This is a genomic window from Paraconexibacter sp., from assembly GCF_059438195.1.
Map to the genome: position 1 here is coordinate 56,531 of NZ_JBLKKY010000015.1, position 13,184 is coordinate 69,714.

General features: G+C 74.3%; 15 protein-coding genes, 1 tRNA gene and 1 riboswitch. Of the genes, 5 read left to right on the forward strand and 11 right to left on the reverse strand.

What is annotated here, in order from left to right; translation table 11 throughout:
• Nucleotides 1-48: 48 nt before the first annotated feature.
• Together ACME2J_RS07570 and ACME2J_RS07575 are read right to left on the reverse strand one after the other, a co-directional pair.
• On the reverse strand, nucleotides 49-621 hold the full coding sequence (locus ACME2J_RS07570) for a PASTA domain-containing protein (RefSeq protein WP_495544281.1): 573 nt from the start codon (nucleotides 619-621) through the stop codon (nucleotides 49-51).
• Nucleotides 618-1,586, reverse strand: a complete 969-nt coding sequence (locus tag ACME2J_RS07575) for a ribonuclease Z (protein ID WP_495544282.1) — start codon at nucleotides 1,584-1,586, stop codon at nucleotides 618-620. The genes ACME2J_RS07570 and ACME2J_RS07575 overlap by 4 nt, the downstream gene beginning before the upstream one ends.
• Before the next feature lie 69 nt (nucleotides 1,587-1,655).
• Between ACME2J_RS07575 and ACME2J_RS07580 the strand changes: the two genes are divergently transcribed.
• Nucleotides 1,656-2,435: a class I SAM-dependent methyltransferase gene (locus tag ACME2J_RS07580; protein WP_495544283.1), complete on the forward strand. Its 780-nt coding sequence runs from the start codon at nucleotides 1,656-1,658 to the stop codon at nucleotides 2,433-2,435.
• Nucleotides 2,436-2,439: 4 nt separating this feature from the next.
• Here the strand turns inward: ACME2J_RS07580 and ACME2J_RS07585 are convergent, their stop codons facing one another.
• From ACME2J_RS07585 to ACME2J_RS07600, 4 genes are all read right to left on the reverse strand, one after another.
• Nucleotides 2,440-2,682, reverse strand: a complete 243-nt coding sequence (locus tag ACME2J_RS07585; protein ID WP_495544284.1) for a DUF6411 family protein — start codon at nucleotides 2,680-2,682, stop codon at nucleotides 2,440-2,442.
• A 57-nt stretch (nucleotides 2,683-2,739) separates the two neighbouring features.
• Nucleotides 2,740-2,812, reverse strand: a tRNA-Arg gene (locus ACME2J_RS07590).
• A gap of 165 nt (nucleotides 2,813-2,977) precedes the next feature.
• Nucleotides 2,978-3,388, reverse strand: a complete 411-nt coding sequence (locus tag ACME2J_RS07595) for a hypothetical protein (protein WP_495544285.1) — start codon at nucleotides 3,386-3,388, stop codon at nucleotides 2,978-2,980.
• Complete coding sequence (locus ACME2J_RS07600) at nucleotides 3,385-3,609, reverse strand: RNA-binding S4 domain-containing protein (protein WP_495544286.1); 225 nt, start codon at nucleotides 3,607-3,609, stop codon at nucleotides 3,385-3,387. The genes ACME2J_RS07595 and ACME2J_RS07600 overlap by 4 nt, the downstream gene beginning before the upstream one ends.
• Before the next feature lie 73 nt (nucleotides 3,610-3,682).
• Between ACME2J_RS07600 and ACME2J_RS07605 the strand changes: the two genes are divergently transcribed.
• The gene (locus ACME2J_RS07605) at nucleotides 3,683-3,997 is read left to right on the forward strand and encodes a hypothetical protein (RefSeq protein ID WP_495544287.1); all 315 of its coding nucleotides are present in this window, start codon (nucleotides 3,683-3,685) and stop codon (nucleotides 3,995-3,997) included.
• A gap of 2 nt (nucleotides 3,998-3,999) precedes the next feature.
• Here ACME2J_RS07605 and ligD read toward each other — a convergent pair whose 3' ends face one another.
• From ligD to thrC, 3 genes are all read right to left on the reverse strand, one after another.
• The gene (gene ligD / locus ACME2J_RS07610) at nucleotides 4,000-6,384 is read right to left on the reverse strand and encodes a DNA ligase D (RefSeq protein ID WP_495544288.1); all 2,385 of its coding nucleotides are present in this window, start codon (nucleotides 6,382-6,384) and stop codon (nucleotides 4,000-4,002) included.
• A gap of 165 nt (nucleotides 6,385-6,549) precedes the next feature.
• Nucleotides 6,550-6,825: a ubiquitin-like small modifier protein 1 gene (locus ACME2J_RS07615; RefSeq protein ID WP_495544289.1), complete on the reverse strand. Its 276-nt coding sequence runs from the start codon at nucleotides 6,823-6,825 to the stop codon at nucleotides 6,550-6,552.
• A gap of 1 nt (nucleotide 6,826) precedes the next feature.
• Nucleotides 6,827-8,092 carry a threonine synthase gene (gene thrC / locus ACME2J_RS07620; protein WP_495544290.1) on the reverse strand — a complete coding sequence of 422 codons (1,266 nt, stop codon included), beginning with the start codon at nucleotides 8,090-8,092 and terminating at the stop codon, nucleotides 6,827-6,829.
• A 44-nt stretch (nucleotides 8,093-8,136) separates the two neighbouring features.
• Nucleotides 8,137-8,233, reverse strand: a riboswitch (SAM riboswitch).
• 171 nt (nucleotides 8,234-8,404) lie between these two features.
• Between thrC and ACME2J_RS07625 the strand changes: the two genes are divergently transcribed.
• Nucleotides 8,405-9,400 (forward strand): magnesium transporter CorA family protein, encoded by a 996-nt coding sequence (locus tag ACME2J_RS07625; RefSeq protein WP_495544291.1) that lies wholly within the window; start codon nucleotides 8,405-8,407, stop codon nucleotides 9,398-9,400.
• Nucleotides 9,401-9,490: 90 nt separating this feature from the next.
• Here ACME2J_RS07625 and ACME2J_RS07630 read toward each other — a convergent pair whose 3' ends face one another.
• Nucleotides 9,491-10,222 carry a class I SAM-dependent methyltransferase gene (locus tag ACME2J_RS07630; protein WP_495544292.1) on the reverse strand — a complete coding sequence of 244 codons (732 nt, stop codon included), beginning with the start codon at nucleotides 10,220-10,222 and terminating at the stop codon, nucleotides 9,491-9,493.
• Nucleotides 10,223-10,250: 28 nt separating this feature from the next.
• Between ACME2J_RS07630 and ACME2J_RS07635 the strand changes: the two genes are divergently transcribed.
• Nucleotides 10,251-11,210 (forward strand): glycosyltransferase family 2 protein, encoded by a 960-nt coding sequence (locus ACME2J_RS07635; RefSeq protein ID WP_495544293.1) that lies wholly within the window; start codon nucleotides 10,251-10,253, stop codon nucleotides 11,208-11,210.
• 95 nt (nucleotides 11,211-11,305) lie between these two features.
• Nucleotides 11,306-12,298 carry a diacylglycerol/lipid kinase family protein gene (locus ACME2J_RS07640; RefSeq protein ID WP_495544294.1) on the forward strand — a complete coding sequence of 331 codons (993 nt, stop codon included), beginning with the start codon at nucleotides 11,306-11,308 and terminating at the stop codon, nucleotides 12,296-12,298.
• Nucleotides 12,299-12,331: 33 nt separating this feature from the next.
• Here ACME2J_RS07640 and ACME2J_RS07645 read toward each other — a convergent pair.
• The coding region (locus tag ACME2J_RS07645; protein WP_495544295.1) for a phosphatidate cytidylyltransferase at nucleotides 12,332-13,184 on the reverse strand (853 nt) is incomplete at its 5' end.

The following is a 13,184-nucleotide window of genomic DNA, read 5'->3' on the forward strand; positions in this document are numbered from 1 at the left end:
CTAGCAGCCGGGCGGGCGGATCGACCGCCCGGGGCGTCGACGCGCCCGCTATCTCCGCTCGATCTCGACCTCGACCGTCGACCCCTGCTCGAGCTCGGTGCCCGCGGGCGGATCCTGGGCGACGACCTCCCAGTTCGACTCGACGACGACGCCGAAGAGCCCGCCGCCCGCGATGTCGATGTCGAACTGCGCGCGCTCGAGACGCTCCCTGGCGGTGTCGAGCCGCTCGCCGACGAGCGGGGGGACCTGCGTCGTCACGATGACCGTCCCCGGCGTCGTCGTCGGGGCGGGCGCGGCCGTGACGGTCCGCACGGACACCTGCGTCGCGGTCTCCGTCTCGCCGCCGGTCGCCCCGATCGCGACGAGGAGGACGACGCCGACGAGGAACCCGGTCGCGCCGGCGAGGAGGACGGTGAGCCCGGAGTGCGTCCCGAGCGGTCGGCCGCCGTCCTGCCCGGAGGGGGACGACGGAGCCCCGCCCGCCCCGCCGGCTCCGCCGGGCTCGTCCGCCCGCTGCGGACCCACTCGCTCCCGCCACGGCATCGGCCGGGTGGGCGGCTCGCCCCGCATGCGGTCCGTCGGCGGCTCGTCGGCGTGCGGATCGTCGCGATGGTCGGTCACGGCGCGGCCTCGGGCGCGGGATCCTCGGCGACGGGCGCCGACTCGTCGAAGCGGTGGAGCTCGGGCGGCCCCTTCTCGGGGAACGGGACGACGAGGCTGTCGAGGTCGCGCGGGAGCATCGCCTCCGGGAAGGCCTCGCGGGCCTCGTCCCGCAGCTCGCGCGGGTGGTAGCGCTGCGAGAAGTGGACGAGCACGAGCGCCCGCACGCGAGCCTCGGCGGCGATCTCCCCCGCTTGCCGCGCGGTCGTGTGCTGGGTCTCGCGGGCGCGCTCGACGTCCGCGTGGAGGAACGTCGCCTCGTGGACGAGCACGTCGGCGCCGTCCGCCTCCGCGCGGACCGCATCGCACGGCGCGGTGTCCCCCGAGAAGACCAGCCGCCGGCCGCGGCGCGGCTCGCCGACGACCTGCTCGGGGGTGACGCCGTCGACCGCCTCACCGGCCTGCAGCCGCCCGAAGTCCGGTCCCGGGCGCACGCCGAGCGCCTCGGCGCGCGCCGCGTCGAACCGGCCGGGACGGTCCTCCTCGACGAACGAGTAGCCGAGCGCCCGGCCCCGATGGGAGACGTTGAAGGCCTCCATCGCGTACCCGTCCCACTCGAGCGCGTCGCCCGCCTCGATGTCGGCGACCTCGAGCGGGTAGCGCAGCTTGCCGTAGGTGACGCGCGCGGAGGCGAGGAGCGCCTCGGTGCCCGGCGGCCCGTAGACGAGGAGCTCGCGCTCCCGCTCGCGCAGGTGGTAGCTGCGGAGCAGGCCGGGGAGGCCGAGCCAGTGGTCGGCGTGATGGTGCGTCAGGAGGACGGCGTCGACGTCGACGAGCCCGACCGAGCGGATGAGCTGGCGCTGCGTCCCCTCCCCGCAGTCGATGAGCAGGCGGTCGCCGCCCGCGCGCACGAGGATCGCCGGGAGCCCGCGGCGGGCCGTCGGGACCGCGCCGGAGGTCCCGCAGAAGAGGAGCGAGAGGTCCACCGCGGGCGAGGGTAGCGCCGGGACCGCCGGGGCGCCGCTCAGGTGGGTCGAGCGCGTAGCCTCCCGCGCGTGTCCCCCGCCCCTGTCCCTGCGGCCGACGAGATCGCGCGCCGCGTCTCCGAGCATCCGGCCTGGTACCACACGATCGATCTCGCTCCGGGCGTGACGACGCCGGGGTTCTGCGACCTCCGGACGCTCGCGCCGGTCGCGCTGCCCTCGTCCCTCGCCGGCCGGCGCTGCCTCGACGTCGGGACGTTCGACGGCTTCTGGGCCTTCGAGCTCGAGCGCCGGGGCGCCGCCTCCGTCCACACGCTCGACCTCCCCGACGGCACCCAGGCCGACTGGCCGCCGAACACGCGCGCGGCGAACCTCGCCGACACGGAGGCCTCGGGGCTCGAGTGGGGCAGCGGCTTCCTCCTCGCGCGCGAGGCGCTCGGCTCCGAGGTCCAGCGGGTCCTCGGCACGGTGTACGAGCTCGAGGACGCGTGGACCGGCGGCCCGGTCGACCTCGTCCTCTGCGGCACGATCCTCCAGCACCTCCGCGACCCGGTCGGCGCGCTCGAGCGGATGCGCGACGTCCTGCGGCCGGGCGGCGAGCTCCTCATGGTCGAGGCGTACTCGGTCCCGCTCACGCGCCGGCACCGTCGCCGGCCGGTCGCGGAGTACCGGCCGGTCGCTCCCGGCTCCCGCTACACGTGGTGGCTGCCGAACCTCGCGACGCTGCGCGGCTACGCCGCGACGGTCGGGCTCGAGCCCGTGCCGGGCGCGAAGACCGCGACCCACCGCCCGCTCCGCGGCGCGGGCAAGGGCGACGACGTCGCGGTGCTCCGGTTCCGCCGGCCGGGCTGAGTCCTCACAGCGGCAGCTTCGCCCGCCCCTCGCGTCCCTTCGCGGCGCTGCGATTCGCGCTGCGCTGCGTCTTGTCGAACGGCTTCGACGCCCAGCGTCCGATCGGTCCCGGCAGCTGCGCGACGAGGAGTCGCGGGAAGCCGATGGCCTTGTTGACCCCGCGCTGCGGGTGCCGCGAGAGGCTCGGGGCCAGGAAGCTGATGATGAGCAGGACGATGCAGATGCCGACGATCGCGACGACTGTCATTGGGTCTCCCCCGGTGCGGTGACGTTGAGGGGGAGTACCCGGAGCGGCGGCTTCCGACGCGCCCGGCAGGATTCGAACCTGCGACTTCCTGCTCCGGAGGCAGGCGCTCTATCCACTGAGCTACGGGCGCCGGAACGGCGAGGATACTCGATGCGCGCCGCAGCGCCGTCCGGGGCGTGCGCCGACCCGGCGACGCTCGGCGTCGTCACGTCGCCGCACGCCGGTCCCCGCGGCGACGTGCGGCGATCGAGCGACGCCTGTCGTCGCCGGATCTCCACACGTCCTCGCGCCCCGCTCACGCCGCGACGGACGCGAGCGCCTCGACCGCGCGCGCGTAGTGCTCCTCGCGGAGTCGGATGTGGGACTGCTGGCTCATCGAGCGCGGCGCGACGCCGATCGCCTCGACCGGCGGGGCGTCCTCGAGGACGGGGACGACGAGGAGCGCGGTGACGGGGACGGACCACGGCCAGCGGGCCGAGTCGGCCGGGTGCGGCACGGCGTCGGTGGGCTCGCCCGTCACCTCGACGATCGCGCAGACGCGGCGCCACACCGAGGCGTAGTAGACGAGCCGGTCGCCCGTCGCGATGCGGGGGCGGCGCGGGAAGCCCGTCCGGTCGAGGAGATCGACGCGCCCGTCCCGGACCCAGTGCTCGGGCAGCGGCCCGCGGGCGTGGCCGACCGCCTTCAGCCAGTGGCCGCGCGTCATCCCTCGGCGGAGGGCCCGGTGAGGAGGAGCTCCTCGCCGTCGACGACGACGACGTCGCCGGGCACGAGCTGACGGCCGCGCCGGTTCTCCGGCTCGCCGTTCACCGTGATCTCGGCCTCCTCGAGGAGCAGCCGGGCCTCCCCGCCCGAGCCGACGAGACCGGCGAGCTTGAGGAGCTGACCGAGGCGGATGACGCCGTCGCGAAGGGAGACCTCCTGCACGTCGAGGAGGATCGCACGCCCCCGGAGGCGGGCACCTCGCGCCCCTTGACCCCGATGCGAACATGTGTTCGCCATGACGTCGAACGGGTCCGCGTACGCACGCTTCCGCCGCGCCCTCGAGAGCGGGAACCTCACGCTCGTACGGGCGGCGGCGGCGGAGCTGCCGGCGGTCTCCCTCGACGACGCGCTCCACGTCTGCGTCCTCCTGCGCGACCGCGAGCCGGAGCGCTACGAGCGCGCCGCCGTCCGCTGGATCGCGCGGTTCTGCGTCGAGCGCAGAGAGGTCTCGCTCGGGGACGTCGACGAGGCCTCGCGGGCCTTCGCGCTCATGCGCGAGGATCCCGAGCGCGCGCTCCTCACGCTGCAGGCTCTCTGCGCCGGGGTGTAGGCCTACGCGCCCTCCGGCAGGGACTGCTCCGTCGTGAGCGTCATCGCGAACGGGTCGCCGATCTCGTCGACGCGGCGCAGGACGTCACCGGGCCCGAGCAGGAGGTCCTCCGGGGAGCCGCCGTCCGCCGCCGCCTCGACCTCCTCCCAGGTGAGCGGGGCGCTCACCGTCGGGCGGTCGTGCGCGGCGCGCAGCGAGTAGACGGCGACGGTCGTCTTCGACGGGTCGTTCTGGTACCAGTCGACGAGCACCTTCCCCGCGCGCTTGGCCTTCGCCTGGACCGCGACGATCCGGTCGGGCTCCGAGCGCGCGAGGACCTCGGCGACCGCCTTCGAGAACGCGCGCGTCCGCGCGTACGGTGCCCCGTCGCCGCCGAGGGGCACGTAGACCTGGAGGCCCTTCGAGCCCGAGGACTTCACCGCGCAGTCGAGGCCGAGCCCGCCGAGCATCCCGCGGAGGAGGAGCGCGACGCGCGCGCAGTCGATGGAGGTCGCCGGCGCCCCGGGGTCGAGGTCGAACGCGACGAGGTCCGCCCGCCGCGCCTCCGCGGAGCCCGCGGGCTCCGGGCCGCGCACGCGATGCAGCGGCGCGTGGAGCTCGATCGCCGCGAGGTTCGCGAGCCAGACGAGCGTCGCGGGCTCCGAGGCGACGACCTGCTCGGCGAGCTCCCCCTCGAGCCGGACGGTCGCCGTCTCCACCCACGCGGGGCGGTGCCCCGGCGCGCGCTTCTCGAAGAACGTCGGCCCGGTCGTCCCGTCGGGCCAGCGGCGGAGGGTGAGCGGGCGCCCCGCGAGGTGCGGGAGCATCACGGGGGCGATCTCCGCCGCGTACCGCAGCATGTCGGCCTTCGTCGTCCCGTCGGGCCACAGAGGCTTGTCGAGGTTCGTCAGCTTGAGCTCGCGCCCCCCGGTCCGCACGCGCGTGCTCTCGCCGCCTGCGCGCCCGCCACGGGCCGGTGCCGCCGCGGCCTCGGCAGGCTCCTCCCCGCCGTCGTCGCGCTCGACGAGCCCCTTGTACGAGGGGTGGCGCAGCACCCCGTCCCCGGTCATCTCGGTGAAGGCCACCTCGCACCACAGGCCCGGCTCGCAGAAGCGCGCCTCCCGCGGCGCGGTGACGCCGCCCGCGGAGGGCTCGAACGCCGGCTCCGACGTCTCGCGCTCGCCGAGCAGCCTCCGCAGGGCGTCGATGTCGGACTCGGAGAAGCCGGTCCCGACGCGGCCGGCGTACCGCAGCGCGCCGGTGTCCGGGTCGGGCAGCGCGAGGAGGAGCGCGCCGATGCGCTCCTGGCGGCGCCCCTCCCCCGGCGTCCAGCCGACGATCGCGAGCTCGAGCGTCCCGGTGAGCTTCACCTTCACCCACGCGTCGGTCCGGCGCCCCGGCTGGTAGGCCGCATCGCGGCGCTTCGCGATGACCCCCTCGAGGCCGATCCGGCGAGCGGCATCGAGAAGCGCCGACCCGTCGTCCTCCGGGGCGGGCACCATCACCACGGGGGCCCCGTGACGCTCGAGGCCGAGCAACTCGAGGCGTGCCCGCCGCTCCTCCCACGGGCGCCCCGTGAGGTCCTCCCCGTCGAGCCAGAGGACGTCGAAGACGACGTAGCGGACGGGCACGTCGCGGGCGATCCGCTTCACGCGGGCGGGGTCGGTCCGCCCGAGGCGCTTCTGCAGCCGGGCGAAGCTGGGCGTCCCGTCGTCCGCGAGCGCGACGACCTCGCCGTCGAGGACGGCCCGGTGGCGGCCGAGGGCGCGGCCGACCGCCGACAGCTCGGGGAACGTCGCGCTCACGTCCGCGAGCGAGCGGCTGCGCGCGGCCCACTCCCCGGGAGAGGAGCGGACGATGGTGCGGACGCCGTCCCACTTCACCTCGAACGTCCACGCCTCCCCGTCGGGCAGCGTCCCGGCGCGGGCGAGCATCGGCGCGATCCGCTCGGGCGCGGCCGCCGCCGCGCGCGGGCCGGGCTCGTCCATCCGGTGGATCATCCACGTCGTCCCGTCCGACGACGGATCGCCGTCGCGGTCGATCGGGAAGAGGGCGTACTCGCCGTCGAGGAGATCGCCGCGCAGGCGGACCTCCACCTTGCGGTCCTCCCAGAGGATCTCGTCGTACACGCCGCGATCGACGATCTCCATCGTCCCCGCCCCGTACTCGCCGGCCGGGATCTCGCCCTCGAAGTCGGCGTACTCGAGCGGGTGGTCCTCGGTGCGGATCGCGACGACGTTCTCCCCGGGCGCGGGCGGGAGGTAGCGCGGCAGCGCCCACGAGGCGAGGACGCCGTCGTGCTCGAGCCGCAGGTCCCAGTGGAGCCTGCGGGCGTGATGCTCCTGGACGACGAAGCGCGGGCCGGCCGCGCGCCGCCGTCGCGCCCGTCCGTCGCCGGATGCGGGCACCGGCTCCGACGTCCGCGCCGGGTCGCGTTTGCCGCGGTACCTGTCGAGCCGGTCCGGCATGTCGCGGTCCGTTACCCGGCGAGAGTCCCGCCGCTCTCGCCATCCCGCCTGACGAAGCTCACGGCGAGCGTGAGCGTCGTCAGGCGGGATGGGCCGGCTGGTGGATCAGCCGCCGGCGACGGCGGGGAGGACCTGGACCTCGCTGCCGTCGGCGACCGCGGTCTGGAGACCCTCGCCGAAGCGGATGTCCTCGCCGCTCACGTAGACGTTGACGAAGCGGCGCAGCTGCCCCGACTCGTCCGCGAGGCGGTCGCGGAGCTCGGGATGCTCGACGTAGAGGGCGTCGAGGACCTCGGCGACGGTGCCGCCGGAGACCTCGATCGCGGACGCGCCGCCGGCGGCGGTGCGGAGCTGGGTGGGGAGCTTGACGGTGACGGGCATCTCAGGAACGCGCTCCGGTCGCGGCGAACTCGGCCTCGAAGGCCTCGAAGCTCGGGTCGATGGTGTGGGTCTCGAACGTGCCGCGGACGGCGTCGAGGGTCTTGAGGCCCTCGCCGGTGATGACGATGACGACGCGCTCCTCCGGATCGATCTCGCCGCGCTCGGCGAGCTTCTGGAGGGTCGCGGTCGTCACGCCGCCTGCGGTCTCGGTGAAGATTCCGGTCGTCTCGGCGAGGAGGCGGATGCCCGCGCGGACCTCGTCGTCGGTGACCGAGTCGACGCTCCCGCCGCTGCGGCGGGCGAGCTCGACGGCGTACGGGCCGTCCGCCGGGTTCCCGATCGCGAGCGACTTCGCGATCGTGTCCGGCTTCACCGGACGGCAGATGTCGAGCCCGGCCTCGTAGGCCTGGGCGACCGGAGAGCAGCCGAGGGCCTGGGCCCCGTTCATCTTCGGGAGCGACCCCTCGGCGATCCCGAGGTCGAGCCACTCCTCGAAGCCCTTCGCGATCTTCGTGAAGAGCGACCCCGATGCGATCGGGACGACGAGGCGGTCGGGGATCTGCCAGCCGAGCTGCTCGGCGATCTCGTAGGCGAGCGTCTTCGAGCCCTCGGCGTAGTAGGGCCGCATGTTGACGTTGACGAAGGCCCAGCCCTCACGCTCGCCGCTCAGCTCGGTGCAGAGGCGGTTCACGTCGTCGTAGTTCCCGTTCACCGCGACGACGTTCGTCCCGTAGACGCCGGTCGCGAGGATCTTCTGCTCCTCGAGGTCGGCCGGGATGAAGACGTAGGACTCCATGCCGAGCGCGGCGGCCTGGCCGGCGACCGCGTTCGCGAGGTTGCCGGTCGAGGCGCAGGCGAGGACCTCGAAGCCGAGCTCGCGCGCACGCGCGGTCGCGACCGAGACGACGCGGTCCTTGAAGGAGTGCGTCGGGTTCGCCGCGTCGTTCTTCACCCACACCTCGCGGAGGCCGAGGTGCTCGGCGAGCCGGTCGGCGCGGACGAGCGGGGTGCAGCCCGCGGGAAGGCCGGCGCGCGAGGCCTGGCGGTTGCTCGGGCCGGGAGGCCCGCCGGCGAGCGGCAGGAAGTCGGCGTAGCGCCACATGTTCTGCGGACCCGCCTGGATGCGACGGCGCGCCTCGCCGACGTCACCCACCTCCGGGTGCGCGTAGGAGACCTCGAGCGGCCCGAAGCAGCGATCGCACACGTAGTGGGCTTCGAGCGGGTACTCCGTCCCGCACTCCCGGCACTTCAACTTGTCTGCAGCCATGAAAAAACCTCCGTGCGTGGCGGAGGCTCCAGAGGCGAACCCCGGCCACATCTCTCAGGAATTGGCACCTTTCGTCGCGCGCAGCGCGCCGTGGTTGCCGGGGCTTCTTCGGGCCAGTCCCTCCACCCCTCTGGATGTGTCCAGCTATGTCTGCCGACCAGTATAACCGCGCCGCGGTGGCGGGCAACCTCCGCTGGACGCGTGGGCGCTCGCGCCCAGCGGTCAGAGAGGCGGTACGGCGGGGGTACACTCCCAGGGACGGACCGCGTCCGCGCCGGTGATCGACGATGAGCGACGAGCCTCGAAGTCCCCATGCCGAACCTGCCGAAGCCCCGCCTGCGGCGGTCGACGCGTGGCCGCGGTCCGCTCGCACCCCACGACGCCGAGCCTGAGACCCCGAACGTCGAGGTCGTCGAGGCGGGCGGCCTGCGGTGGATCAACATCCTCCAGCCGCGCCAGTCCGAGCGCGCCTGGCTCGAGGAGCACTTCTCGTTCCACCCCCTCGACTACGAGGACGTCTTCTCGCGCAACCAGCGGCCGAAGGTCGACGAGTACGAGGACTACCTCTTCGTCGTCCTCCACTTCCCCGCCTACGACAAGCAGGTGGGCCGGCTCAACGCCGCCGAGGTCGACGTCTTCGTCGGGCCGGACTTCGTCATCACGCTGCCGAACCAGCCGGTCCAGCCGCTCGAGTACCTCTTCTCGCGTTCCGCGCAGCACGACGACGTGCGCGAAGCGCTCTTCGGGAAGGGCGCCGGCTACCTCCTCTACCGCATCGTCGACGGCTGCGTCGACGCCTCCTTCCCGATGCTGCGCAAGATCGGGAACAAGCTCGAGCGCCTCGAGGGGGACATCTTCGAGGGGCGCTCCAAGGAGATCGTCCGCGACCTCTCCAACGCGAAGCAGGAGATCATCAACTTCCGCAAGATCGTCCGGCCGCAGCGCGCCGCGCTCGCCGACCTGGAGCGGACGAAGCGCTACATCCCCGAGGACCTCGACGTCTACTTCGACGACATCAACGACGCGTCGGAGCGGATCTGGGACATGCTCGAGAACTTCAAGGAGGTCGTCGAGGGCCTCGAGGACACGAACGAGTCGGTGCTCACCCACCAGCTCAACGACGTCCTGCGCATCCTCACCGTCTTCAGCGCCGCGATCCTCCCGCTCACGCTCGTCGCGTCGGTCTTCGGGATGAACGTCAGCGTCCCGGGCGAGGGCTCGATCGAGGCGTTCTGGCTCATCGTCGCCCTCATGGTGGTCATGCTCGGCGGGATGGTCTGGGTGCTCCGCCGCCAGCGCTGGCTGTAGCCGCCTTGGCCCGGGCGGCCCCCTTCTGAGCGGCCGAACCGGATTCCTCCGTGGCCGGGGCAACGGAGGAATCCTGTTCGGCGCTGTGGCTCAGGCCTTCACCGCGCGCTCGAGGAGGTACTGCGTCCCGACGCCGGTGCGGTGGGCGCTGCGCAGGCCGCCGTCGGCGAGCGCCGCGTCGAGCTGCTCGATCGTGACGGCCGAGCCGAGCCACGCCGGGTCGTCGGTGCCACGGGGGACGCGTCCGAGCAGGCGGTCCCGCAGCCGCGGGCGCGGGAGGTCCGCGCGCCGGCGGTGGACCGACGGGTCGTTCGACACCTGGACGCAGATCCAGCCGCCGGGACGCAGGACGCGCCCGAGCTCGCGGAGGTAGCCGAGCGTCACCTCCGGATCCGGGATGTGCTGGAAGACGACGAACGAGACGGCGACGTCGACGCTCCCGTCGGGGATCGCGGAGAGCGTCGCCCCGTCGCCGAGATGGAGGGTGACGTTCGGGACGTCGGCGAGCACCTCCCGGGCGCGGGCGAGCATCTCCGCGCTCACGTCGACCCCGTGGACGTGACCGGACCGGCGGGCGAGGGCGCGCGTGAAGCGACCGACGCCGCACCCCAGGTCGAGCGCGACGGCGTCGCGCGCGAGCGGCGGCGCCTCGCTGCGGGCGAGCATCTCACCCAGGAGCCGCTCGCCCTCCGACCAGAACCACTCCTCACCGGCGGCGTCACGCCGCGGGTCGTAGCCGAGGCGGTCGTCGACGAAGTGCAGCGCGTCCTCGCGGGCGCGGGCATCCCAGAACTCGGCCATGTGGGCGCGCGGGTCGGACATCGGCGCGCACGGTAGCGTGCTCCGCCCGATGCGGCACGTGAGCGTCATCGTCCCCGCCCGCGACGCCGCGTCGACCCTCCCCGCGCTGCTCGACGCTCTCGCGGCCCAGACCCTCCCGAGCGACGTCGCCGTCGAGGTCCTCGTCGCCGATGACGGCTCGGCGGACGGCACCGCCCAGCTCGCGGCGGCGCACCCGCTCGGCGCGCGCGTCGTCACAGGACCAGGGCGCGGCCCCGCGGCGGCCCGCAACGCGGCGGCGGCCGTCGCGCGCGGCGACGTGCTCGCGTTCACCGACGCCGACTGCGTCCCCCGGCCGGACTGGCTCGCGTGCGCCCTCTCGGCCCTCGACGACGGCGCCGATCTCGTCCAGGGCTCCGTCGGGCCGCCACGGGACGCCTCCCCCGGCCCGTTCGACAGGACGGTCCACGTCCCCGGACTCAGCGGCCTCTTCGAGACGGCGAACCTCGTCGTCCGCCGCGAGCTCTTCGACCGGCTGGGCGGCTTCGAGAGCTGGCTCGGCACGCGGACCGCGAAGGAGCTCGGCGAGGACGCGTGGCTCGGGTGGCGCGCGGTCCGGTCCGGGGCCGCCGTCGTCTTCGCCGAGGAGGCGCGCGTCGACCACGCGGTCTTCCCCGGCACGCCGTGGACCTTCGTCCGCGAGCGAGCGCGCCTGCGCTTCTTCCCCGCGCTCGTCGGTCGCGTGCCGGAGCTGCGGGCGCACCGCTGCCACCGGCGCTGGTTCCTCACGCGCCGCACGGCCGAGTTCGACCTCGCCGCGCTCGGCGTGGTCGCCGCCGCCGCGGGCCGCCGCCGCGCCCGCCCCCTCGCGCTCCTCGCCCTCCCCTACGTCCGACGCGTGGTCCGCGAGGCACGGCCGTGGGGCCGGCGGCGCGCGCCGGCCGTCGCCGCCACCGCGGTCGCGGCCGACGCGGTCGGAGCGGCGGCCCTCGCGGCGGGCTCCGTCCGGGCTCGCACGCTCCTCCTCTGAGGCCCCCGGACGCCTTCCGCCGCCGTCTCCCGACGGGCGACGGGCTTCCGCGCCGGGTGCGGTAACGCGCGCACGCGCGTGGGGTACGAGGCTCCGTGGCCGCCCCTCTCCAGCTCGCCGACCTCGAGCGCCTCGGCGCGACGTTCGCCGCCGACCGCCCGGTCGAGCGCAAGCGCATGCTCGTCATCGTCAACCCCTACGCGACGACGGTGAGTGACCGGCTCAAGAACCTCGTCGTGTACGCGCTGCAGGGGCGCTACGACGTCGAGGCGATCGACACGCAGCGGCGCGACCACGCGACCGAGCTGTGCCGCGAGGCGGGCCAGGAGGGCTACGACGTCGTCGTCGCGTTCGGCGGGGACGGCACCCTCAACGAGGCCGCGAACGGCCTCGCGGGCTGCCCGACGCCGCTGACGACGCTTCCCGGCGGCGCGACGAACGTCTACTGCCGCATGCTCGGCATCCCCGGGGACATCGTCGACGCGACCGAGCACCTCCTGCGCATCGCCGACACCTGGGCCCCCCGGCCGGTCGACCTCGCGAAGGTCAACGACCGCTGGTTCACGTTCTCCGCCGGCGTGGGGCTCGACGCGAGCGTCGTGAAGCGCGTCGACGCCCACCCGCGCCTCAAGGCGCGATACGGCGCCTACTACTACACGTACGCCGCGACGACGACCTTCCTCAAGGACTACGTCGTCAACCCGCCGAAGCTCGAGGCGACGACGCCGGACGGGACGACCGTCCCCGGCGTCACCTCGCTCGTCCAGAACGCCGACCCCTACTCCTACTTCAAGAGCCTTCCGCTCCACGTCGCCGAAGGCGCGACGCTCGACTCGCGGACGCTGTCGGCGGTCGTCCTCGAGCGCTCCACGCCGACCGTGATGCCCGGCGTCACCTGGCGGATCTTCCGCGAGAAGGCCCACCTCGCCCGGCACCGCGCGGTGACCGAGCTCGCGGGCATCGAGGGCCTCACGATCCGCTCGACGGACGGCCGCGAGCTCCCGGTCCAGGTCGACGGCGACTACATCGGGACGATGCCCGAGGCGCGCTTCTCGGTCGTCCCGGGCGCGATCACGGTCGTCGCCTGAGGGCCGGCGTCCGCCGGCGCCCGAGGCGGGCGCTCACAGCAGCGCGACCCACACGTAGTACCCGACGACGATCGCGAAGAGCGCTGCGTCGAGGCGGTCGAGCGCGCCGCCGTGCGCGCCGAAGAGCCTCCCGGTGTCCTTCGTGCCCGCGTCGCGCTTGAGATAGCTCTCGAAGAGATCGCCGATCGGCGCGATGACGGCGACGGCCGCGCCGAGGATGAGGGCGTCGGTCCCCGAGAGCCAGTCCTGGTAGAGGCCCGCGAACCACACCGCGATGACGCAGGTCACCATGCCGATCGCGAGGCCCTCGACGGTCTTGTTCGGCGAGATCGCCGGCGCGAGCTTGCGATGGCCGAAGGCGCGCCCGCCGAGATAGGCGCCGGTGTCGCCGAGGAACGTCCCGACGAGGACGTCGACGACGATCCCGCCGCCGTGCGGAAGCTCGCGCAGGAGGATCGCGTGGGCGATCGCGAGTCCGATCCACCCGATGCCGAGCACCGCGACGGAGATCGCCGGCGCGCCGCCGCGGGGCTGGGCCGCCGTCAGGAGGAAGACGACGGGGAACGTCGCGACGAAGACGAGCAGCACGTGGAACGGCTCGCCGAGGTAGGCGGCCAGCGCGAGGCCCGCGACGCCGAGGAAGCCCGCGAGACGCGACGGGTGCGCCCGCGCGTACATGAGGAAGAGCTCGTGGACGCAGATGAAGCCGAGGACGGCGACGCCGAGCGTGAACCAGATGTCGCCGGCCGCCACGAGGACGATCGCGATCGCCGCCGCCGGGATCGCCGCCATGACGCGCGCCCCGAGGTCGCTCCTCTGACGCCCCGCCGGCGTGCGCCCGCCGTCCACCGGGCGGCCGCGCCGCCGGACGACGGGCTCCGGCGCG